This window comes from Coleofasciculus sp. (assembly GCF_046565525.1).
GTDB lineage: Bacteria > Cyanobacteriota > Cyanobacteriia > Cyanobacteriales > Coleofasciculaceae > Coleofasciculus.
Window position 1 is genome coordinate 16698 of the sequence record NZ_JBKHUP010000077.1, and the last position, 24200, is coordinate 40897.

The following is a 24200-nucleotide window of genomic DNA, read 5'->3' on the forward strand; positions in this document are numbered from 1 at the left end:
TTTGTCTTGACTTGATCCTAGGCTCAGGTAAGTTGTTTGCGATCGCGTGGCGGACATCATAATTAATCCTGGTTGCCCTAATTTTCTCTCATCACAATGAATTAGTCCTGCCCTTGCTAAGGGGGGAAATGTTCCCTCCCCTTGATCAGGGGAGGGTTAGGGTGGGGTTAGCATCAAGATATTGCTTTCGTTTTAAGCTTAAATTGACACCAATGCACGTCTGTACGCCCCTACTATGAATCGTGAAAGGTTACATGATGATTACCCTTTTGTCATTAGCAACCCTTCCTCTTCTGCAAATTCGTATTACTCGACTCCCAATTCAGGAGCAGTTTCTGATTCAAAATCGGACTCTGTGCCTCGAAGTTCGTTATCAGTCTCCGCTTCAAAATCGGACTCTGTGCCTCGAACTTCGTTATCAGTCTCTTCAAAACCGGATTCTCCGCCTTGAAGTTCGTTGCCCATTTCCGATTCAAAATCAGTCATAGCATCCCAGGTTTGATTTCCAATGATGCCATCTCCAAATAAGCCCTGATCCTCTTGGAATGTTCTAACGGCTTCACGATTTCTTGAACCATAAACGCCGTCAACTTGACCATTATAATACCCTTGCTCTCTTAAGAAGCTTTGTACATCGGCAACGGTTTCTCCTGAATTACCATAGCCTAGGATGGGTGTTTGATTTTCATATTCCTCTAGATCAGTAGCAGCCTCAGGGACTTGTGCATTTACGGGTGCGCCAGCTAAGCCTATAGAGGCTAGAGAAATTACAGACACCACACCGAGAGATGCAAAACTGGATGGAAAAAATCTGGTACTCATGATTATAATCTCCTTACAAAATGGAATATTTAACTTTTTGAGTCTTGATGACTAATCAGTCTAAATGAATCTTGAACGAAAATTGGGATTAAATACTTGCCCACTAAAATTTGTTTTTGTCCAATTTTTTTAAACTGGCTATACTTCTAAGCTATATAAAATTTTGAGAAGTAACATTGATCTTAAGTCAGACTTATAAGTTACGTCTTGTCAATCCTGAGTAAGGAGCGATTAGGTCAAGAAAGCAGCAAGACGCTCTGCCAAAACGCGCACATGAGGTTCCAAAATAAACGAATAGTGATGTCCTGGAACTGGAATCACGTCAATCTCTTTCGCATCTAAAATAGCAAACAATTCCACCCAAACTAATTGAGGATCAGGGGCGTGTAAATGCTTCTCCTGCGCCCGGAAAACGGTAACTTTTCTGGGATAGGGCTGACGTTTATAGGCATAGGTGGCTTTTAGTGTTCCCACCAATACATCCAAAATTCGCCGATTTTGTTCCTGATTGCCTTCAGTGGGAAAAACTCCAACCTGTTGCGCTTTAGCGAGAATGTAGTCGATTTGTTCGGGAACTGTTAATCCTTTTAATTCATCGGGGGAAACTAAATTATCTTGACCAAACATACCCCCAAACACACGGGAACAAACCCCCACTAAGTAATGATCATCAATCTTTTTCCCTTGATCCAGTATAATCGGTACCCAAGAGTCTAAAATAGCCAGCCGACTAACCTCTTGACCCTGTTTCTGTAACTGCTGGGCAACCTCATAAGCCACCACTCCACCAAAAGACCAACCACCAATTTGATAGGGTCCTTCGGGTTGCACCTCTCGGATGGCTTTGACATAGAGATGTGCCATATCTTCAACCCGAGTTAATGCCTCTTCCCCCTGATTAAACCCTTGGGATTGTAAACCATAAAAGGGTTGGTCTGTACCTAGATAATCCGATAACTTCAGATAACATAGTACATTTCCGCCAGCAGGATGGACACAGAAAAATGGGGGTTTGGTTCCCTGAGTCTGAATGGGTACGATTGGAGAATAGGACTGAACCTCGGAACGGCTGATAACATTAGCTAATTCGGCAATCGTGGGACTCATAAACAGAGTGGTTAATGGTAATGTTTGACCAAACTGTTGCTGAATTTTTCCCATTAATTTCAGGGCTAATAGGGAATGACCACCATGTTCAAAGAAGTTGTCATTGATGCCGATTTGGTCGATGTCCAGTAAGTCTGACCAAATTTTGGCTAATTGTTGTTCCTGATAATTTCGAGGGGCGATAAATGTCGTTTCTCCACCAAAACTGGCGGGGTCAGGTGCAGGAAAGGCGCGACGATTGACCTTACCATTTGGCGTTAGCGGTAAAGAGTCTAAGCTGACAAACGCAGCAGGAATCATGTAATCGGGTAGGGTTTCTTTGAGGAAGCTACGTAAGGTACGGGGAGTGGGTTTTTCCTGAGTTGATACTAAATACGCGACTAACTGTTTCCCCCCCGATTTCTCGTTTCTGGCAATGACGACGGCTTCCCGTATTTGCGGATGTTCGGTCAAGGCATTTTCAATTTCTCCGAGTTCGATACGGAAGCCACGAATTTTGACTTGATGGTCAATGCGACGTAGGTATTCAATTGTTCCATCGGGGCGATAGCGGGCTAAATCCCCCGTTTTATAGAGTTTTGACCCAATGCTAGGTGAATAGGGAACCTGGTTTTTCGGGGCGGGTTTGAATGAGTTTTGAAAAGGGTTGGGAATGAATTTTTCTTGGGTTAATTCGGGACGATTCAGATATCCTCTGGCGACTTGTACGCCGCCAATATGAATTTCACCGGGAACGCCAATGGGAACCGGGTGTAAATAGGGATCAAGGATATAAATTTGGGTATTTGCCACCGGATGTCCTATGGGAACGATGCTTGAATTACTGTCTCGTTGACATTGCCAATAGGTGACATCAATAGCGGCTTCGGTGGGACCATATAAATTGTGGAGTTCACAGTCTAACCCAGAAAAGAACCGCTCTTGCAGGTCAAAGGGTAAGGCTTCGCCACTGCAAATCACTCGCTTCAGGGATTGACAACCGTTGACTTTGGGTTCTTCTAAGAAAAGTTGCAGCATTGAGGGGACAAAGTGCAGTGTGGTAATCTGCTGCTGGGTGATTAGATTAACCAAATATAGACTATCTTGATGTCCCCCCGGTTTAGCCACAACTAAACAAGCCCCTGTCATCAATGTCCAGAAGAATTCCCAGACGGAAACATCGAAACTAAAGGGAGTTTTTTGGAGGACAGAATCTTCGGGTGTCAGTTGATAGGTTTGTTGCATCCATAGCAAACGGTTACAAATTCCCTGATGGGTGTTCATCGCCCCTTTGGGTTTACCTGTTGAACCGGAGGTGTAAATAACGTAAGCTAGGTTTTCTGGTTGAATCGTGCTATCAGGATTGTGGTTATTTTCTGCGGCAATATCTTCCCATTGGGTATCTAAACAGATTATTTGGGCGGTGGATTTAGGTAAGTGCGGAACTAAGGGTTCTTGAGTGAGTAATACCGGAACTTGGGAATCTGCCAGCATGTAGGCAATACGGTCAACTGGATAACTCGGATCAATGGGAACATAAGCCCCTCCAGCTTTGAGAATTGCCAAGAGTCCCACAACCATTTCTAGGGAACGTTCGACACAAATACCGACTAAAGATTCGGGTTTTACGCCTAATTTTTGCAGGTAATGGGCGAGTTGATTGGCACGAGTGTTTAACTCTCGATAGGTTAATTGTTCCGATTCAAAGATGACAGCAATAGCATCAGGAGTTTTCTCGACTTGGGCTTCAATGAAGTGGTGCAGACAGCGAGATAAATCATAATCGGTTTTGGTGGCATTCCAATCCTGTAAAATGTGCTGTCGTTCAGTGTCACTCAGCACCGGTAATTGACCCACGGGTTGGTTGGGAGTGGTGATAATTGCGGTCAGTAAATTCTGGTAATGCTGGATAATCTGGGATATTGTATCAGCGTCGAATAAATCGCTGCTGTATTGAAGAGAAATCAGCAAGGAATCAGTTAATTCAATAATTTCTAGGCTGATGTCAAATTCGACGCTGTGCTGAGGGAGTTGAAAGTAGCTAAGTTTTAGTGTACCGCATTGAGTTAGCTGATTATTGCCCCTTGTCTCAAGTAATTGAGAAATTGTTGACGACAATGACTGCCAATTCTGAAACGTAAATGAGGCTTGGCAAATCGGGGAATGACTCAAGTTCGAGGCGGACGCTAATTCTTTGACTAATCGGGGAAAGGGATAGTCTTGATAATCCTTCATTTCAGTCGCTGTCTGATGCACTTGTTGGAGAACTTCAGCGAAGATTTGATTGCCCGAAATTTCATCTCTGGTAACTGTTATGTTACTTAAATCACCAATGATTCTGGCAAATTCCGGTTGAGTTCGGGGACTATTCGGCATGCCGACTAAAATATCAGATTCTCCGGTATAGCGGTAAAGCAATACTTTAAATGCCGTGAGAAGAAGCGTATCCAGAGAAACCTTTGATTGCTGTGCTAGTTGGTTGAGATTTTGGGTTATGTTCTGATCAAGTTTCAATTGGCAAGCGGAACCTTTATAGGTGCGTAATGGGGGACGAGTCGCACGTCCTGGTAAGTCTAATACAGGTAACTCTCCGGCTAATTTGTTGTGCCAATAGGTTTTAAGTTGTTCGGATTGGGAACTATTTAAGCAATTGGTTGTTAGCTGCGTCCAGTTGTTCTCAGACTGATGCAGCGGCGGCAATTCGGTATTGGGGTGAGTATAAAGAGTTATAAATTCATCAGTTAATATAACTAAAGACTCTGCGTCACTGGCTATTTTATGAACTGTTATTAACAAAATATGGTCGGTTTGGGAACGACTCAATAGCCTAACCCGTAACCCTGAACTCTGTTCTAAGTTAAAGGGAACAGTTGCCATCCGTACCAGGGTTGTATTCAAATCCTGCCAACTTTGGTTAGAGACATCGATCGCGCAGAAATCGACCTTCGCTGTATCGCTGATTTCCTGACTCAATTGACCGTCGCGATCGCGGAAGTTACTCCGTAAGCTGGGATGACGATCAATTAATCGTTGAAACGCCCTGACTATGGCGTCTAGATCGACCGGAGATTGAATCCGCAAGCCGATGGATCGTTTATCATGAAGTCCCTGGGAAGCTAACTGATACAGAAACCAATGAGTCTGTTGAATGGGGGACAGGGGAAAGGATTGGCTTTTGCTGAGTAATTGAGTCATTTTTCTCGATTAACTAAAAGGAACAAGGAATAAATAAGGGATTATTTCACTGTATTTTGTTTAACATTTATTTGACTTTTCCTGAGATGGGTATAACCTCTATCCATCCCCCCTTGCCCCCCCTTTGAAAGGGGGGTAAGAGAGAGAAGGCTTTTAACTCCCCCCTTCTATAAAAAAAGTCTGGCGTTGATTTTTGCAGATGGCGTTAAAATCAGACATTTTTAAGCGGTTTTATGGGCGAGAAAAACTTGAGATACTAAGTAGATGAGACCCCCCGCCGCCATACCCGGAAGCACCTCGTAAACCACACCGGATAAATTCAGTCCCAACTTCCAGAACAACGCCGCCGCAATCCCCCCTAACATCATCGCGATCGCGACTGGCGTGGTTACCGATTTTTGCCAAACCCGTACTATCAGCAGTGGTCCCAAACTAGAGGCTAGAACTGACCAGGAAAATGTAATCAAGGCAAAGACATTATCATCTCCGGCTAAGGCAATAATCAAGATAATTACCGTCACCGCTAAGGTTCCCAACTTGGCATAATTATACGAGTGCGCCAATCCCGGAAACAGGTCTTGAGTTAACGCGGCTGAACAGGACAAAATTTGGGAATCCGCTGTCGATATTGTCGCCGCAAAGAGTCCCGCTAGCATCAGTCCAACTAAAATAGGGGGCAATAATTCCAGGGCTAAATAAGGCAGTGCTAATTCTGGATCACCATTGGTTAACAGATCGGGCAAAAGCACCCGCGCCGCCATCCCCACAGCCATCGCTGAAGGCGAGGTTAAAAACGCACAAATCACTTTAATATTCAGGGAAAACCAAATCTTATTCGCCGAATTAATTGCCATTGCCCGAACTAAAATATGAGGTTGACCCACGACACCAAATCCGGCGGCAATCCAGCCAATTAAAAAGGGCAAAAATCCCCACTCCAGATCCCTTGGACTTAAACTGACCAATTCTGGATCAATAGCGTCAAGCTGTGTCCAGAATCCGGTCAATCCGCCACAATTGGCGATCGCTACCACCAATAGCAGCAGTAGGGAACCAATCATAATCGTGGCTTGCACCGCATCTGTCCAAATTGAAGCCCGAATCCCCCCTGAAAAACAGTAAATCACCACGACAATAGCACCAACAATCACACCGAGGGAATAATTCCAATTAAACACCGCATGAAGTGCCTTACCTCCTGCAACTAATTGCGCCGCCGCATAAGAACCCAGAAACGCGATGGTAATTAAAGCCGAAATTGTGGTAATCCAGCGAATTCCTTTAGTTTCTTGACCCAGGAAAGAAGACACGGTATCGGCAGAAATTTCTTCAGAAACCTGTCTTAATCGTTTAAACACAAACCACCAAGCAATATAATCTCCGATCATCCAGCCAATGGTTAACCAAATCGCCGATAATCCAATCGTATAAGCAAAGCCAACCTGACCGATAAATAGTAAACCACTTTGACCCGTCGCCATCGCGGAAAGGGCAGTTAGCCAGGGATTAACATTGCGGCTGGCAAGGAGGTAATCAGTTGTCGTATTTTGCTTTTGGGTTGCCGAGTAAATACCGACTCCGGTAAATAACAAAAGAAATAGGATAAAGGTTACTGCAATCATTACTGAATTATTAACAAATTATGAGTTCAACTCCTCAATATTAAAAGGTGTAATATCGGTTTCTAGTTTTGTACAAAAAATATAGTCACGACAAACTTAAAACTATTTTCTAGCCGAGAGAGAATTCCATACAACAGATGTGACTCGCGCCCGCCCCCATCTCATTTCTCTCAATCTCCCCCCAATTCCACCAACTTACCAATATTAAAATCAATCCTGATCCAGCCCTGCATCCGGCGCAGATTATCCAGCAATAATAAAGGAATTTGCCAATAGTGTACCATCAAAAATGGGAGGGGGTCATCCACCTGAAAAATGGCATCTTTGCCGCCAAAAACTGTCTTAAACCAGCGCCGTATATCCCCAAACGAGCGAATCTCATTCAACCGCCAAACTTCGTGATATAACCAATAGGTTGGCTTACTTTCCGGCAATGGCTGCAAAGGTTCAGGGAAAGGCGTGTCACCCAAATACGCTTCCGCCACTCCGGGATGGTTATAAAACATGGTAATAGCCGAATGAGTGCGCGGATTACACTCGATCGCGTAAACCGTCCCATCCTCTGCCTTGATAAAATCAAAGGAGGCTTGTCCCGTCAGATTCAATCCCTGGACAAAGCGACTCACCCACTGCAAAATATCCGGCTGATCAAGGTTTTCATAATTCACTTGAAACGCCGAAGATTCACAGCAGCAGTGTAGTCGTAATTCCCCATTCCGCACTGTACTATGGGTACAGTATTCCGTTCCCGGAATAAACTCCTGCATAATCCAGGGTTTCTCTTCACTGATGGGCAAACTATTGACAAATGCGGCAGTTTCTGCTGGAGTTTCACAGGGAAGTTTAGTTAAGTTTAAACGCCGCACAGAGTCGTAGGGAATGCTTTTCAGGATATACTTGCGTGTTTCCTGAGAAAAGTCAAAATTAATCACCTGTTGCGGGTCAGTAATTTTAAATGATTTCGGCACCGATAACCCAAATTCTCGTGCTTTTTGGGCAAAAGCAAACTTATCATCCAGCAGTTGGGTAACATCTGGATCAAAGTGGAACACTTCACAACACCCCGATAAAACAGGCTTGGCTAGAGAGTCATAATAACTGGCGACGGGACTACAGACGGGAACATAAACATCCACATTTTCTTGTTTCGCGATCGCGAGTAAGGCTTGAATGTAGCCATCGGGATCTTTGTTGGGGGCGGGAACCGTATAAAAGCGATCAACCGCCCGCGAAAATCGATGTCCCACTAACCAATATTTATGACTTTCCACTAAAATAACCCGATGTCCATCGGCGGAGAAAGACCGCGCCAGTTGCAGCGCTTTGGTCATTTTCCCCCCGGTGAGCATAATAGTTTTCGGATTGGGGTTAGCTATTTTGGGTTTCTGGAAGGGGCGGGTGAGACTATCCCACAACAGCGCCACGACGACAACGGTTAAATTGAATGGAAACGCGATCGCGAGTAATGTTAGTGTTCCCAGGTTTTGCAGTACGGCGAGAATACGTGATGTTGTCATTTGTCATTTGTCAATAGTAGGGGTTTGGTGACCAAACCGATGGCGCTATTTAATCTGGAAATTAAGGGTTGAGTCGGGGCGGGTTTAGTTACATTTTGGTGGGGTAAGAAAGGATAGTTGTGAACCCCGCCCCTACAGATTGTTAGGGTTTAAACCCGCCGGATTAGGGTCAAACCGTCACGCAACGGTAATACAACCTGTTCCACCCTAGGATCATCCGTAACCACCTGATTAAATTTGGCGATGGCGTCTCCATTGGGTGTCCGTTCTTCGGGTGCTAAATAAACCTGTCCTTGAAGTAAGGTATTATCCACACAAATTAACCCATTTGGCGCTAATAACTGGGTATCCAGGAGCATCTGATAATACTCCACATACTCCTTCTTATCCGCATCAATAAATACCAAGTCAAACGACTCTCCCGCTTCCGCTAATTGACGCAGTGTCTCCAAGGCGGGGGCAACTTTTACGGTAATTTTGCGACCATGAGGTGAGGCTTGGAAACAGGTTTGGGCAAAACTAGCCACATATTCATCCACCTCACAAGCAATGACTGATCCATCATCGGGTAACGCCTCAGCCATGGCTAAGGCGGAATAGCCAGTGAACATACCCACTTCCAGGACACGTTTCGCCCCAGTCATCTTGACAAACATCTTTAGGGTTTGTCCTTCAATATGTCCGGATAACATCTCCTGTTCTAACTGGCGCACTGTCTCGCCATCGGAGAATAGTTTACTCCAGTCTTCGGTGCAGGTTTTCTCAACTAAGGCGGTTAAGGTGGGAGAATCGGGAGTGGTATTTTGATTCAGGTAGGGTTCCAGTTTAGCGGCGAGTTGGTACGCTTTTTGTAGAGAACTCGCCAGTTGCGGATGTTGTGCTGCGTCTACTAATTCCAGGGTTTGCTCAAGGTGTTCCACCAGAATCCCTAGGGGAGTAACCGCTCGCTTTGTCGCGTCTTTTGTTATAGTTTGCATGATTTGTTTCCTGAATAATGTGGCAATATGTAGAGACGTTGCATGCAACGTCTCTACAGATGTTGAGGGGATAGAATTATTCCAAACCCAAATCATTGAGATACATTTCTACGCCAGCACCAGCATCAGGTAACGTTGCACAGACGGTTTTATGCTCCCATACCGCCGCTTCCAGTAAATCCGGGGGTACCTCTTGTGCATAATCACAAGCACCGATACCACAGGGTAGAGGTGCCCACAGACCCCCATCTCCCCGCTTACACCGCATATTTTTCTGACCCGCAATCATCAGATTAATGTCTTCGAGGATAGGATGATAGACACTCAACCCCAGAGAGCGAATCAGTGCGATAATGCGATCGCGTTCTGTGGGTTGCAGCCAGCCTAATTTCGTCGCTAAACTAGCGCCGAACGCCATTCCTACCGCTACCGCATGACCATGCATTAACTTGGCGGCGGGTTCATAACGGGGACTCCAGGTGTGACCATAAGCATGAGGGCGATCCTGATACGTCTCGAACATATTGGTTCCCTCATGTTTCATATAAGAGAACAATGCCCGATAAATCACCTCATCAGCAATTTTGGCTAACTCCTCATCGTTTCCTAAGGTAGCGAAGTGAGTTTCAACTAAGCGCGGACCATAGTCTTCGAGCAGTTCAAACAGAACCGGATCATCCGTCACCGCCATTTTAATAATTTCCGCCATGCCATTCCGGATATGACCCGTGGCGAGGGTGCGGAAAAAGGTGCGGTCTACCAAGGTTAGCACGGGCGGATGATAAGCCCCAATACTATTCTTAAATTGTTTGCCATTGGTACAGGTACGGGGACTAGGACCTGCATCAATTGCCGCGACTACAGTCGTACCCACCATAATATAAGGCGTGCGGCGATGTTGTAAGGCACAGGCTAATCCCGCCACATCACTGAGAACACCCCCACCAATCACTAATACGGGTTCATTGCGGGAAACATCACAGCCGTCTTTTCCGAGAAATTCCAGCAGGCGATGCACCGTTTCCGGGGTTTTATCGGCTTCCCAGGCGCGACAGACATTCATCTGGAGGGGGATTTCGTGGGTGTCAAAATACTTACGCACCGATTCCCCATACAAACTATCTACCGTTTGGTCGATAATGGCAACACAGCGACCTCGACTATTATAGATTTCAGCCAAGGTTGGGTTAGATGGGTCGAAGACGCCCTCAATTAACTTAACTTGCGCTTTTAGGGTAAAGGTTGCAGTGACTTCAAAGGAGCGAGTATCATTCCCCGGAACGATTTCTCCAGACCCAGTGTACCATTCCGAGGTGCGATACTTGGCTCCATGTTTTACCCCAATATTTTGGGCTTCTCTAGTTGGGAATGAGTCGATTAAATCGTCCTGAAGGGTTTCCGTCAGTTCGGTTTGAGGAAGGGTTGTTTGCAGAGTCATTGTCGTTTGGTTTTTCCTGTACTTAATGATTCAGTCACGTTTGATGTGACAGGGTGTTGTCCATTTTTGAAATTATTGGCAGCGAAAATTAACCCGATTCCGGGGGAAACACTGTGGCAAAATTTGGCAAGTAATACTAGAGAAGCCTAATCGCAGTGACTTAAAATAGGTTCGTTGTCAGCCTTTGAATGCCAGACGCGATCGCATGGCTGACTACAACCACTTAATGAGAGCGGCATTCTAGTTATCTCTTCTCTTTGACCCAAAAACCAGGAGTCCTGGCTGATTGGATTCCGTTCAACCAAGGTAGACATCAGGGTTTATCCTGATTTATATTTTTCCAATGGGATTGACGTTGGAAAAAAGGACAGAAAACTAACTCCTAAATAACTAACCCGAAAGCGTTGACGCCAAGTGATGAGAATAAATAATCAATCACTTGACTGGCTTGGCAGATAATCCTGACAAGCTTATCTAGTCTTCAATCAGCAGGTTTTTGGTTAAATAATGTTCTTCATAGACCGTTGGCAAAACGGTGAACAAACTGATTTTTTCAAAGGGTCTTACGTAGACAAACTTGGCTTGAAGCCTATCTTACACCTCACTGGCGCTGTTGTTGCCAACCAATAGTCTGTTTGGTCGGCAGGCTTCAATTTTAAGTTACACCCGTGATTAATTTGCTGATCCGGGTTCAGCGGTTTGGTGGTAATATCCATCCTTATTGCTGCTCGAAATTTTTCATCAATCATGAGTGTCTTAATGATGAATTCACTGATAATCAATCTGCCCATTTAGACCAAACAGTTTGGCTAAAGGAAATTATCTCTGACCAGAAACAATTGTCGGCAGGTAAGGGAGGTTGCCCTCATTACAAAATTTAATGCACGTTTGTTAGTTTAACGCTTTACGTTTCTTCTTCTTTCGTACATTTAATAAATTTATAGGTTTTTAATTATGTATAGAAAAAGCTTATTAAGCATGGAGTAAAAAAAATAAATGAAGTCCTATTTGTCAATAAGTAAAAATACTGATGATGCCTAGAATGGGAAATTAATTAACAGGAAAACGGCTAAAAATGATTGACCCTGGCGTGAATGGTGAAGCGCGATCGCACAGTAGTCAGAAATATCATAACCGCCGTCTTTCATCGGTGACGGGAAAAACGGGGAAATCCAAACCGCGTCAACCCCCAGGGATGCAATGTGACGCCACCAATCCTGGGTAGTCATATCAGGGTTCGATCAAGAGGTTTCTCTCTTTAGTCAGATGAAATACTTGAGAGTTTACTATACGCTACTAGCCGTAAACCTTTTGAGTATATCCTTATTTATTAACATTTCGCATAAAAATCTTGACATTAATTCGTCAAGTTAACTAAGGTAGCAGTCGGACAGGTTTATCGAAACGCTTTACATTGAGGTAGTTACACCAACTTCAGTCCCCTAGCGAGAGCCAGAGGAACAGTAGTAAGGGCTGAAGGATAAAGCGGTATGACACAAGGGGCACCTGCGACTGTTTTAGAAGCCAAAGCTAAAGGACATTAGATTCATGCTGCCATTGCCAGAGGAAGGTCGGAGACGAGTACAAATAGAGGGTGTACGGCCCGAAATTGACGGGGGTCGTTTTGCCATCAAGCGGACAGTTGGGGAACGAGTCTATGTCGAAGTGGATATGTTCTGTGACAGTCATGATGCCGTTTCTGGTGTCATTTTGTACCGTCCCCAAAAGTCCCAAACCTGGTTTGAGGTTCCCCTGTCACCAACGATTAACGATCGCTGGCAGGGAGAATTCACTGTATCAGAGATAGGCGATTATGTCTATACCATTATGGGTTGGGCTGACCACTTTAAATCCTGGCAACGGGACATGACCAAGAAATTGGCAGCCGAACAGGATCTGTCGGTTGACTTACTGATTGGGGCAAACTTGGTTGAAGACGCGGTTAAACGTGCCAGTGGGGATGATGCGGCACAGTTAAAAACCTGGGTAGCGACGCTGCGATCGCAAGATATCGCTACACCGATTTTAGGTGATAAAGCCATTTCTCCGGAACTGGCGCAACTGATGGCAAAATACCCCGATCGCAAATTTGCCAGCACCTACCACAAACAACTCAAAATTATTGTAGACCGAGAACGCGCTCGGTTTAGCACCTGGTACGAAATATTTCCCCGTTCCTGCGGGGAACCGGGCAAACATGGCACATTCAAAGACGCCCAAGCCCGCTTACCCTATATTGCCAGCATGGGGTTCGATGTCCTGTACTTACCCCCCATTCACCCCATTGGCAAGGCATTCCGCAAAGGCAAAAATAACACCACTGTTGCTGAATCTGATGATGTGGGCGTACCCTGGGGTATTGGTGCAGCTGAAGGCGGACACAAGGCGGTTCATCCCCAATTGGGCACCATGGCTGACTTTGAGGAATTTGTCGCCCAAGCCGCCGAACATGGACTGGAAATTGCCCTAGACATCGCCTTCCAATGTTCTCCAGATCACCCCTACGTCAAAGAAAATCCCCAGTGGTTCCGTAGCCGCCCTGATGGAACCATTCAATACGCCGAGAATCCGCCGAAAAAATATCAGGACATTTACCCAATTGACTTTGAAACCGCAGACTGGCAAAACCTGTGGGAAGAACTGCGGAGTGTGATCCAATTCTGGATTGAAAAAGGCGTGCGGATTTTTCGAGTCGATAACCCCCATACCAAAGCCTTTGACTTTTGGGAATGGGTGATTGCGGATTTGAGACAAACTCATCCCGATTTAATTTTCCTCTCAGAATCCTTTACTCGTCCTAAGGTGATGTATCGCCTCGCCAAGCTAGGATTTACCCAATCCTACACCTATTTCACTTGGCGTAATAGTAAGTGGGAAATGACCCAATATCTCACCGAACTCACCCAAACCCCTGCCTATGACATCTTTCGCCCTAACTTTTGGCCCAATACCCCCGATATTTTGCATGAGTTTATTCAGCATGGGGGACGCCCTGCCTGTATTATTCGCTTAGTGCTAGCGGCAACCTTAGCGGCAAACTACGGGATTTATGGACCAGCGTTTGAAGTGTGCGAAAATCGGGCGCCGAAACCCGGTAGTGAAGAGTACTTAAACTCAGAGAAATATCAGATTCGGGAATGGGATTTAGATAGTCCCTACAGCATCAAACACTTGATTGCCCGAGTCAATCGCGCCCGTCGGGAACACCCCGCACTGCAAAGTAATAAGAGTTTGCGGTTTCATCACACCGATAATAACCAGATTATCTGTTACAGCAAACAGACCGACGATTTCAAGGATGTGATGCTAATGATGGTCAGTTTTGACCCTCAATGGATGCAAGCGGGCTTCATTGATTTGCCCTTAGAATCCTTAGGAATTGACCCCTATCGGGAATACCATCTCCATGACCTACTCAGTGATACCCACTATACCTGGTTTGGCGGACATAACTATGTAGAACTTAATCCCCAAGCTATTCCGGCACATGTTTTCTGGGTGAGGCAATAGGCAGTAGGGAACAGGGAACAGAGGGAGCAATGTAAGGGTCTTCCCGAATGACAAATGACCAATGACGAGTGACAAATGACAAATCAACAACTAGGGAAAACTACCAACGAAAAAATGCTTAATTCGATTTTGAAAGATGACCCCTTATGGTTTAAAGATGCCATCATCTATGAAGTGCCGATTCGTGCCTTTGCCGATAGCAATGGCGATGGCATAGGTGATTTGCGCGGCTTAACATCAAAGCTGGATTATTTACGAGATTTAGGGGTCACAGCGATTTGGACATTACCCTTTTTCCCCTCTCCCCTGAAAGACGATGGCTACGATATTGCCGAATATAAAAAAATCAATCCTATTTACGGCACAATCGAAGATCTCAAAGAACTGTTAGATGCAGCGCATCAACGGGGAATTCGGGTCATTATTGAGTTAATTGTCAACCATACCTCCGACCAACACCCCTGGTTTCAACGCGCTCGCAAAGCCCCGAAAGGCAGTAGTGAACGGGATTTTTATGTTTGGAGTGATAGTCCGGAAAAATATAAAGATGCCCGGATTATTTTCCAGGACTTTGAACATTCTAACTGGGCGTGGGACCCGGTGGCGAAATCCTATTACTGGCATCGCTTCTACTCCCATCAACCTGACCTCAATTACGAAAATCCGGAAGTGGCTAAAGCCATTTTAGAGGTTGTGGATTTATGGCTAGCCATGGGGGTGGATGGACTGCGGATGGACGCCGTACCATATCTGTATGAACAAGAAGACACAAACTGTGAAAATTTACCCGCCACCCATGCATTCTTGAAACAGTTACGCACCCATGTTGATGCCAAGTTCCCCAATCGGATGCTTTTGGCTGAAGCGAATCAGTGGCCCGAAGATGCAGCGGAGTATTATGGGCAGGGGGATGAATGCCACATGAATTTCCATTTTCCCCTCATGCCGCGCCTGTTCATGTCATTAAAGATGGAGGATAATTTCCCCATCATTGATATTCTCAATCAGACGCCGCAAATTCCCAATAACTGTCAGTGGGCATTGTTTCTGCGGAATCACGACGAACTGACCCTGGAAATGGTCAGCGATGAAGACCGAGACTACATGTATAAAGTGTATGCAGAAGACCCGCAGGCACGGCTCAATTTAGGGATTCGTCGCCGCCTCGCGCCGCTGATGGGGAATAATCGCGACCAAATTCAATTGATGAATGGGTTGCTGCTGTCTCTCCCCGGTACGCCCGTCTTGTACTACGGCGATGAGATTGGTATGGGCGATAATATTTATCTGGGCGATCGCAACGGGGTACGCACACCGATGCAATGGAGTGCTGACCGCAATGCAGGCTTCTCGCGCACGAATCCGCAAAAACTCTATGCCCCGCCGATTGTTGACCCAGAATACCATTACGAAGCGATTAATGTAGAAGCCCAGCAGGGGAATCCCAATTCCCTGTGGTGGTGGATGAAGCGGTTAATTGCCACCCGCCAGCGTTTCCAAGCTTTTGGGCGAGGGACTTTTGAGTTTCTCCATCCGGAGAACCGTAAGGTTTTGGCATTTACCCGAACCTATGCTGGGGAACATATTTTAGTGGTTGCCAACTTGTCACGATTTGTGCAAACTGTGGAATTGGATCTCTCAGGATTCCAAGGAATGGTGCCCGTGGAGATATTTGGACGTACCCAATTCCCAGCGATTGGTTCTTCACCCTATTTCCTCAGCCTCAGTCCTCATGGCTTCTACTGGTTTACCCTCCAGTTGCAAGACACTCTCGCCGAAGTCCCCAGTTCCCACATTCAACCCCCGACACTCAGGGTGAGTGGTAAATGGCAAACGGTGTTTTCTCAACCGATTTTAAAGACAACCTTGGAGTCGATTTTGCCCACTTACCTCTATGGTTGTCGCTGGTTTGGTGGTAAAGCGAGGACGGTGCAATCGGCAGAGATTGTGGAAGTGATTACTGTCTCTTATAAAGAAACCGAGGCGGAGTTACTTTTCCTCAAATTAGATTACACTGAGGGCACCCCAGAAACCTACATTCTGCCCTTGGCTTACGCGCCAGGGACTGAACTGGGTGGTGATGGGTCGAACATTCAGCCCCATCAGGTTATCGCCTATATTCAGGTTGAGGGAAATGAAGACGTTGGCTTATTATTTGACGCGGTAGCTGAACCTGACTTTTTAGCCTTCCCCTTAGATGCCATTCGTCATCAGCATCGGTATAAAGGAAAGGCAGGTACATTGGTAGCTACGGCAACAGACGCCCTGTCTGAACTGATGCAAGAGGCGACTCACCTTGAGCCGCATCTGCTTCGAGGCGAACAAAGTAATACCTCAATGGTCTACGGTGATCGCTTTATTTTAAAGCTGTTCCGCAAGGTTGAGGAAGGGATTAACCCAGACTTAGAAATTGGGCGTTTCCTCACCGATAAAAAAGTCACCGAACATTTTGTTTCCGTGGCGGGGGCGCTGGAGTATCGCGCTGCTAACTCAGACACGATAACCATCGGCGTCTTGCAAGAGTTTGTTCCCAATACCACCGATGCTTGGTCTTATACCTTAGATTCCCTGCGCGGTTACTTTGAACAAGTGATGGTATTGCCCGGATCAGATTTGCAGGAGACGGAACTCTTCTTACCCTCGGCGGTGGAGTCTCTCGATCGAACTGATCCGCCCTTTGGCTACAATCTGATTGTTTCTTATTTGGATACGACGCAACTGTTGGCAAAGCGAACGGCTCAACTGCATATTGCGTTGTCCTCGGATATGGAGAATCCTAACTTTGCCCCGGAACCATTTACGTCGTTCTATCAACGGTCGGTGTATCAGTATATGCGGAACCTGACGGGTCAGGTTTTACTGCTGCTGAAAAAACGGATCGACGTATTACCGGCGGAAATTCAACCCTTAGCCCAAACCATTCTCAACCGCCAAGATCAGATTTTAGGACGCTTTAAAGCCTTAATCAATCAGCCGATTACGTCGATGCGTACCCGCTGTCATGGTGATTTCCATCTGGGACAAGTTTTATATACCGGGAAAGACTTAATCATCATTGACTTTGAGGGAGAACCGGCACGTCCTTTGAGTGAACGACGGATGAAGCGATCGCCCCTGCGGGATGTGGCAGGGATGCTACAATCGTTCCACTATGCGATTACTCTCGGCTTGCGGAATGAAATTGAGAGTGGCATGATCCGACCGGATAATCTTTCGGTGATGGAACAATGGTCGAGTTTCTGGTATTCCTGGGTCAGTGATACGTTCCTGAAAACCTATCTGTCTACAGGTGCGGGACATTCATTTATCCCGCAAACAACTCAGGAGTTGCAAGTGCTGTTGGATGCTTATCTGTTTGAGAAGTCGATTTATGAGTTAGGGTATGAACTCAACAATCGACCGAAGTGGGTAGACATTCCTTTACAGCGTATTCTCCAGTTGCTGGAGTCGGTGCAAGTGACAGGAGAACAAATGAGTTTCCCGACGCCGCCAGCGAGGTAGGGTTTCGGGTTTCGGGTGTGGGGGGTATAATGAACCACCTGTAGGGGCGACCGGCTTGGTATAATTAACAACACCAGTCCATTTAATGGGGTTGGGTCGCCCTTTTCTTAAAAAACCCCCGTAATTCTGGCACTTAGTCGGGGCGGGTTTAGTCATATAGGGGTGAACTAGAAATGATAACCTTCCCTATCTCCACGACAATTGATGAGTGCTAAAGGAAAAAGATTCAGGCAATTCCTAAAGTATCTAAGCTTAGTTGGTTTAACTGCTGTTTTGACGGTGGTGTTGGCGTGGAGAGATTTTCCCAGAGGAATGGGAATTCATGAGGTGAATGCAGCTATTCCCAATACTTCAGCGGTTCAGGTTTCTACCTCCAATTCGGCTGAATTGGTGCAAGGGGGTTTACAAAAATACCAGTCGGGCGAATTTGCCGCTGCTGTAACCGCTTGGAAACAAGCAGCGGATACCTTTGCTACTCAAGGAGATTCCCTGAATCAAGCCATGGTAATGAGCAATCTGGCGCTCGCCTATCAGCAATTGGGACAATGGACGCTAGCGAATCAGGCAATTGGGAATAGTTTACAACGGTTACAAACCGAAAAGGCGAGTCGCGATCGCACGACGATTTTGGCACAGGCGCTGAATACCCAGGGGAAGCTGCAACTGGCACAGGGACAACCGGAACAGGCGCTGAAGACGTGGGAGGAGGCGACAGAAACCTATCAGCAGGTGGAGGATCAAATTGGCGTGGTGCGTAGCTTGATGAATCAGGCGCAAGCCTTGCGAATTCTAGGGTTTTATCCGCGAGTTAGGGCGACATTAGAACAGGTGAACCAACGGTTGCAAAATCAGCCGGATTCGGCGATTAAGGCGGCGGGATTGTTGAGTTTTGGCGATACTTTGCGCTTAGTGGGTGACTTGGACGAATCGGAGACAGTATTACAGAAAAGTTTAGCTATTGCCCAAAATTTAGACTTATCCTCAGGGATAACGGCGGCGTTTTTAAGTTTGGGGAATACGGCTTACAGTCAGGGAAAATTAAAGGCGGCGATTGAGTTTTACCAAAACGCGATCGCGTCTTCTGTTTCACCCACCACAACCCTACAGGCGCAGTTAAATCAACTGCGTCTATTTATAGAACTAGAAAACTGGGCAGAAGCAAAAGCACTAGCCCAGAAAATACAGTCCCAATTTGCTAATTTACCGACAAATCGTAGCAGCATTTATGCCCGAATTAATTTCAGCCAAAGTCTGCTGAAACTATGGCGTCATGAATCAGTGGTTGTAGGGGCGGGTTTTACTTCTAACCTTCCGCAGGAAACCGCTAACGTCACTAAACCCGCCCCATTCCCCATTCTAGGGGGGGGTTTGACTAATAACTTTTTTGGGAAAACCGCTAACGTCACTAAACCCGCCCTGAACCCACAAACGGCGGCTCAAATTCTGACCATCGGAATACAGCAAGCAAAGGAATTAGGCGATCAACGGGCTGAATCCTACACCTTGGGTTATTTGGGTCAGATTTACGAGTATATTCAACAATCGTCTGAAGCGAAAACGCTAACCGAGCAGGCGTTACTATTAGCTCAATCGGTTAATTCTCCCGATATTGCTTATTTGTGGCAATGGCAGTTAGGACGACTCCTGAAAGCCCAAATAGACCGAGGAATTGCCGATGATTCAGCTTATCCTAGTGCCGTTGCTGCTTATCAAGAAGCGATTCATTCTCTCAATTCCCTGCGGAATGATTTAGTAGCGACAAATTTAGAATTACAGTTTTCATTTCGAGAGAGTGTAGAACCGATTTATCGCCAACTTGTTAGTTTACTATTGCAACCGGGGAATAAAGCGGTTAGCCAGGAGAATTTAGTTCAAGCCCGTGAGGTGATTGAATCCTTACAGTTGGCTGAATTAGATAACTTCTTTCGTGAGGCTTGTTTGACGGCTCAACCGGAACCTGTTGACCAAGTTGATGCGAATGCGGCGGTTATTTATCCGATTATTTTACCGGATCGATTGGAGGTAATTGTTTCGATCGCCAACCAACCACTACGACATTATGCGACTCCCTTATCTGAGGCGGAAGTGGAAGACGTATTAAATCAAACCCGCCGTTATCTCAGACGTGTGGCGAGCGATCGCGAACGATTACCCCTGTTTAAACAATTATATAATTGGTTGGTGCAACCCATTGAGGCTGATTTAGCCGCTTCTGAGATTAAAACCTTGGTGTTTGCCTTAGATGGTTCACTCAAGAGTATACCGATGGCAGCATTATATGATGGTCAACAATATCTAATTGAGAACTATAGTGTAGCCCTGACTCCAAGTTTGCAAATCCTGAAACCCCAACCCTTAACCCGCACCCCCATCAAGGTGTTAGTTGGGGGATTGAGTGAAGCCAAACAGAATTTTCCCCCGTTACCCGGTGTGGAGTCGGAGATACAGCAGATTCAGGCGGAGATTCCGGCGCAGGTGCTACTAAATCAGCACTTTACCAGCGCTGCGTTGCAACAAGAGATTAGTGCGGTGTCATTTCCGGTGGTTCATTTAGCCACTCATGGTCAGTTTAGTTCTAATGCTGAAGATACCTTTATTTTGGCGTGGGACGATCGCGTCAGTGTGAAACAATTGGCTGAAGTTCTTCAGGTGCGGGAGGAGAGGGAACGTCAACCCATTGAATTGCTGGTATTGAGTGCTTGTCAAACCGCCGCAGGTGACAAACGGGCGGCGTTGGGGATAGCAGGAGTGGCGGTGCGATCGGGGGCGCGGAGTACGTTGGCGACGTTATGGTCAGTGGATGACCAGTCTACGGCTACGTTGATGGTGAAATTTTATCAGGTATTGGCACAAGCCAATGTCACCAAAGCGGAAGCGTTGCGTCAGGCTCAGTTGGCGTTATTGCAGGAGTCGAGATTCAGACATCCTTACTATTGGGCACCCTTTGTCTTACTGGGAAATTGGCTTTAAATAAGTTTGTAGTAAGAGAACCTTAGCCCTATATTCTGTTGAGTTTCTGGGTGTTAACCCAACCAACAATCCAGAACAAATGCACCATAACGCACCATATTAGTAGATTTGTTACACTTGGCTAACATAAACTGTCACACATTTAAATTGGGAATGGGTAGCGAGCAAGATGCTCGCATTACAGGGATTTCGTCATTATTGACATTAAGGTTTAAATGCCAAACAGCTTACCCGACAGGCTCTAAGCAAGATAACCTAAAAAATAGCGTATAATTCGATACAACAGCAAACAGGATGATACAAAACGATACAGAACGAAGAAGCAGAAAATAGTAAACTTTTATGATATTACCAACAGTTAGGGTATTACCTAGATAAGATAAGGAATCGGATAAAGTAATTTGATGGTGCTTGATCGGATATGGAAGGGTGCATAATTACTTATTCGTATCAACTTAAGGTAAAAGCTAGTTCCAATGATGTTCGCTAGGAAGGCTTGACCTTAGTTTTCTATGAGTAGAGCGACTTAGCCTAAGTTTCCAGCGGGTAGCTGGAATTATTGTCTTTCAAGGGTTTTAGCTGAAATGGATAGGGAGAATGGTTTATCTCCTTTACCCAGGATGAATTTACCCTTCAGGGAATGCATCAATTTAACGATTCGTTCGGATTAACTCTATTGATCAGAGAAAAATATAGTCAGTCGAATAGATAATACGGTGCTGACGCGATAACCATTCAACCTAAAAACAGGCTCAATCTACGACCTCAGTTCATTAATTAATTGTGATTAAGAGATGATTATGGTTTGCACAAAACTCCCTCAATATCTTCTGGTTCTCTCAGCCTCAGTGTTATTAGAACTCGGGATAATTCCAGGTGTCTTCATCGCGGCACAGGCACAAACCCAAACGTCCTCTAATGTTAAGTCAAAACAGGTAATTTTTAAGCCGAACCCCAGTCAACCCGCACCAGAAATCACCACAGGTGGAGGAAGGCGAAATGATGGACAATGTTCGCGGGAGCAAAGTGTGGCGGAAGATACAGTCACTGCATCTCAATCCCTGACGGTGCTTGTCCCCTCTGTTTTGGATGCCCAACCATTAAAAGAGTCGGAGCGATCCCCGGTTGGGGTGAATTTCCAGTTAACAGTATCAGAAAAACCGACATTTCTGGTTTATGTTCCGCCAACGTCTGCTCAAGTCTTAGAACTGAGAATAGAAGATGAGGATGGTCAGCAAATAGGTGAGACGGCTCAGCTTAACTTAACAGAAACTCCAGGAATTTATAGTATTAGTTTATCTGAGACTGCGCCGCCTTTAGCAGTCGATAAAGATTATAAATGGTTAGTGTCAATGACTTGCCAAGTCGGTGATCCCAATGATCCTTTTGTAGAGGGATTAATCCGCCGCGTCTCACCGGATTCAATCTTAACCCGTTCATTTGAGCCAGTGACAGATTTGGAGCAAGTGGCGGTGTATGCTCAGGCTGGAATTTGGCAGGATGCGGTGGTCAATCTGGCTGCACTTCGCCAAACTCAACCGAATAATTCAGAGGTGGTATCGGCGTGGGAAAATTTGTTGCAATATGCTCAGTTGGAAGACATTACTCATGCACCCTTGATATCAAGTTTTGAAGATATACAGGTTAGTGAAAATAATGCCAAGGAGTAACATGGCAATCGAGTGGTGTGGCGCTGCTAATTTTATGAATTAGCCCTGTAGGGGCGCACCGACGTGCATCCGTGTAAACTTAAGCGGAAACCCAAGCAATCCCTTGATTCTACCCCACCCTAACCCTCCCCTTATCAAGGGGAGGGAACATTTCCCCCCTTACCAAGGGGGGATTAAGGGGGGTTAAGACTAAGGTGACGAAATTCAAAGTCTTACAGGGAAAAGTTCTCATATTAAGTTGACACCAATGACTGACGTGCGCCCTCCAAAATACCGATGTGCATTCATGAAATCCGATACGATTTATTCCACAAGTTGAGCTTTGCCACGCCAGGAAAGGGCGAACCGAGCAAATTGAGTAGCTACATTATTAATTTATGCAAGCGGGTCGCCCCTACAAGTTGTTAGGTTAGGATGCACAGTTCACCAAAGGTTTTCTTGCCCGCAATGGAAAACGAAAGCTATAAAGGAAAAGGATGATGAAAAACTGGATAAACCCCTTTTGGATTGGCAGCGTTGTTCTTGGCTTTTGGGCAAATATCACTACAGTATCGGCTCAAGTTGTCCCCGATAATACACTCCCAGTAAATTCTCAGGTGACGGGATGTCCAGTTTGCCTAATTGAGGGAGGAACAGTGCGAGGGGTAAACCTATTCCATAGTTTTGAGGCATTTTCCGTACAGACAGGGGGTGAGGCATTTTTCAATAATGCTTTACAGATTGAGAATATCTTTGGGCGGGTGACGGGTTCTAAGAGTTCAGATATTGATGGGTTAATTCGGGCGAATGGAACAGCAAATCTATTTTTAATCAATCCCAATGGGATTATTTTTGAAGAGAATGCGCGGTTGAATGTTGGCGGTTCCTTTGCCGCGTCCACAGCCAATGCAATTGGTTTTGGCAATCAAGGTGTTTTTAGTGCCGCTGATCCAGAAGCTTTACCCTTACTCACTGTTAATCCAGATGCATTTTTATTTAATCAACTGGCAAATCAAGGAACACATTCAATTGAGGTAAGAGGTTCTCTATCTGTGCCGTCAGGTGAAAGTTTGTTAATTGTGGCCGGAAATATAGCACCGGATGTTACCGCAACAGGCAAACTATTAATTGATGGAGCAACTTTAGAAGCCTTGGGTGGCAGAGTAGAGTTAGCGGGAGTCGGCGCATCGGGAAAAGTGGAATTAGTCACTGATAGTGGTAGTTTGGGGTTGAATTTTCCAGCGGAATTTGCACGGACAGATATTTCAATTTTCGACAGCAATATTTCTGTAAGGGGAGCTGATCAAGGAAATGTTGTTATTTATCCTAATAATTTGTCAATTGTCGAGAGCCAAATTTTGGCTGGAATAGGTTCAGGTTTAGGTTTTGCAGATGCTCAAGCTGGCAATATTACTATTGATGCAACTGGAACAGTAGCATTAGAAGAAGGGATGATTCGTAATGATGTCAAAGCTGGAGCCAGAGGAAGAGGTGGAAATATTAGTATCGCAGCTTCTTCAATTTTCCTAAAAAATGATGCTCAAATTAGTTCTTCTACCTTTGGAGAAGGAAATAAAGGTCAGGTTATAATTCGGGCAACCAATAAAATTTTATTCGATGATAGTAATGTTTTTAGTCAAGTGGAATCAGGAGCCAAAGGTGATTCTCAGGGGGTAGTAATTGAGACTGGCTCTTTAACTTTAACTAATGGTGCTAGGATTTCTGCCTCTACCTTTGGAGAAGGAGATGCGGGTCAGGTGGTGATTCGGGCAAGCGATAAAATTTTATTCGATGATGGTGATGTTTTTAGTCAAGTAGAATCAGGAGCCAAGGGTAATTCTCAGGGGGTAGTAATTGAGACTGGCTCTTTAACTTTAACTAATGGTGCTAGGATTTCTGCCTCTACCTTTGGA

At 45.5% G+C, this 24200-nt stretch carries 12 protein-coding genes and 1 pseudogene; 5 read left to right on the top strand and 8 right to left on the bottom strand.

The genetic code is table 11. From position 1 onward, the window contains the following. Positions 1-306 precede the first annotated feature (306 nt). From ACLGGO_RS24475 to ACLGGO_RS24510, 8 genes and pseudogenes are all read right to left on the bottom strand, one after another. Positions 307-822 (bottom strand): peptidoglycan-binding domain-containing protein, encoded by a 516-nt coding sequence (locus ACLGGO_RS24475; RefSeq protein WP_446421246.1) that lies wholly within the window; start codon positions 820-822, stop codon positions 307-309. A 231-nt stretch (positions 823-1053) separates the two neighbouring features. Then, positions 1054-5103: an amino acid adenylation domain-containing protein gene (locus ACLGGO_RS24480; protein WP_446421247.1), complete on the bottom strand. Its 4050-nt coding sequence runs from the start codon at positions 5101-5103 to the stop codon at positions 1054-1056. 221 nt (positions 5104-5324) lie between these two features. Beyond that, positions 5325-6725, bottom strand: a complete 1401-nt coding sequence (locus tag ACLGGO_RS24485; protein WP_446421248.1) for a sodium/proline symporter — start codon at positions 6723-6725, stop codon at positions 5325-5327. 170 nt (positions 6726-6895) lie between these two features. Continuing rightward, on the bottom strand, positions 6896-8242 hold the full coding sequence (locus tag ACLGGO_RS24490) for an ATP-grasp domain-containing protein (RefSeq protein WP_446421249.1): 1347 nt from the start codon (positions 8240-8242) through the stop codon (positions 6896-6898). A 149-nt stretch (positions 8243-8391) separates the two neighbouring features. Continuing rightward, on the bottom strand, positions 8392-9219 hold the full coding sequence (locus ACLGGO_RS24495) for an O-methyltransferase (protein ID WP_446421250.1): 828 nt from the start codon (positions 9217-9219) through the stop codon (positions 8392-8394). A gap of 76 nt (positions 9220-9295) precedes the next feature. After that, positions 9296-10657, bottom strand: a complete 1362-nt coding sequence (locus tag ACLGGO_RS24500; protein ID WP_446334237.1) for a sedoheptulose 7-phosphate cyclase — start codon at positions 10655-10657, stop codon at positions 9296-9298. Between the two features lie 146 nt (positions 10658-10803). Further along, the gene (locus ACLGGO_RS24505) at positions 10804-10971 is read right to left on the bottom strand and encodes a hypothetical protein (RefSeq protein ID WP_446421251.1); all 168 of its coding nucleotides are present in this window, start codon (positions 10969-10971) and stop codon (positions 10804-10806) included. Positions 10972-11763: 792 nt separating this feature from the next. Next, positions 11764-11862: pseudogene (locus tag ACLGGO_RS24510) on the bottom strand (alpha-amylase family glycosyl hydrolase); the annotation flags it as partial. Positions 11863-12205: 343 nt separating this feature from the next. On the opposite strand from ACLGGO_RS24510, the gene ACLGGO_RS24515 reads away from it, so the two are divergent. The 5 genes from ACLGGO_RS24515 to ACLGGO_RS24535 all read left to right on the top strand — a co-directional run. Next, the gene (locus ACLGGO_RS24515; RefSeq protein ID WP_446421252.1) at positions 12206-14167 is read left to right on the top strand and encodes an alpha-1,4-glucan--maltose-1-phosphate maltosyltransferase; all 1962 of its coding nucleotides are present in this window, start codon (positions 12206-12208) and stop codon (positions 14165-14167) included. Positions 14168-14281: 114 nt separating this feature from the next. Next, entirely contained in the window at positions 14282-17668 is a 3387-nt protein-coding gene (gene treS / locus ACLGGO_RS24520; protein WP_446334242.1) for a maltose alpha-D-glucosyltransferase, read from the top strand. A gap of 204 nt (positions 17669-17872) precedes the next feature. Then, positions 17873-20638 carry a CHAT domain-containing protein gene (locus ACLGGO_RS24525; RefSeq protein WP_446421253.1) on the top strand — a complete coding sequence of 922 codons (2766 nt, stop codon included), beginning with the start codon at positions 17873-17875 and terminating at the stop codon, positions 20636-20638. 800 nt (positions 20639-21438) lie between these two features. Beyond that, positions 21439-22308, top strand: coding sequence for a DUF928 domain-containing protein (locus ACLGGO_RS24530; RefSeq protein WP_446421254.1), 870 nt, complete (start codon positions 21439-21441; stop codon positions 22306-22308). Positions 22309-22784: 476 nt separating this feature from the next. Beyond that, positions 22785-24200: filamentous hemagglutinin N-terminal domain-containing protein (locus tag ACLGGO_RS24535; RefSeq protein WP_446421255.1), on the top strand; the 1416-nt coding region annotated here is incomplete at its 3' end.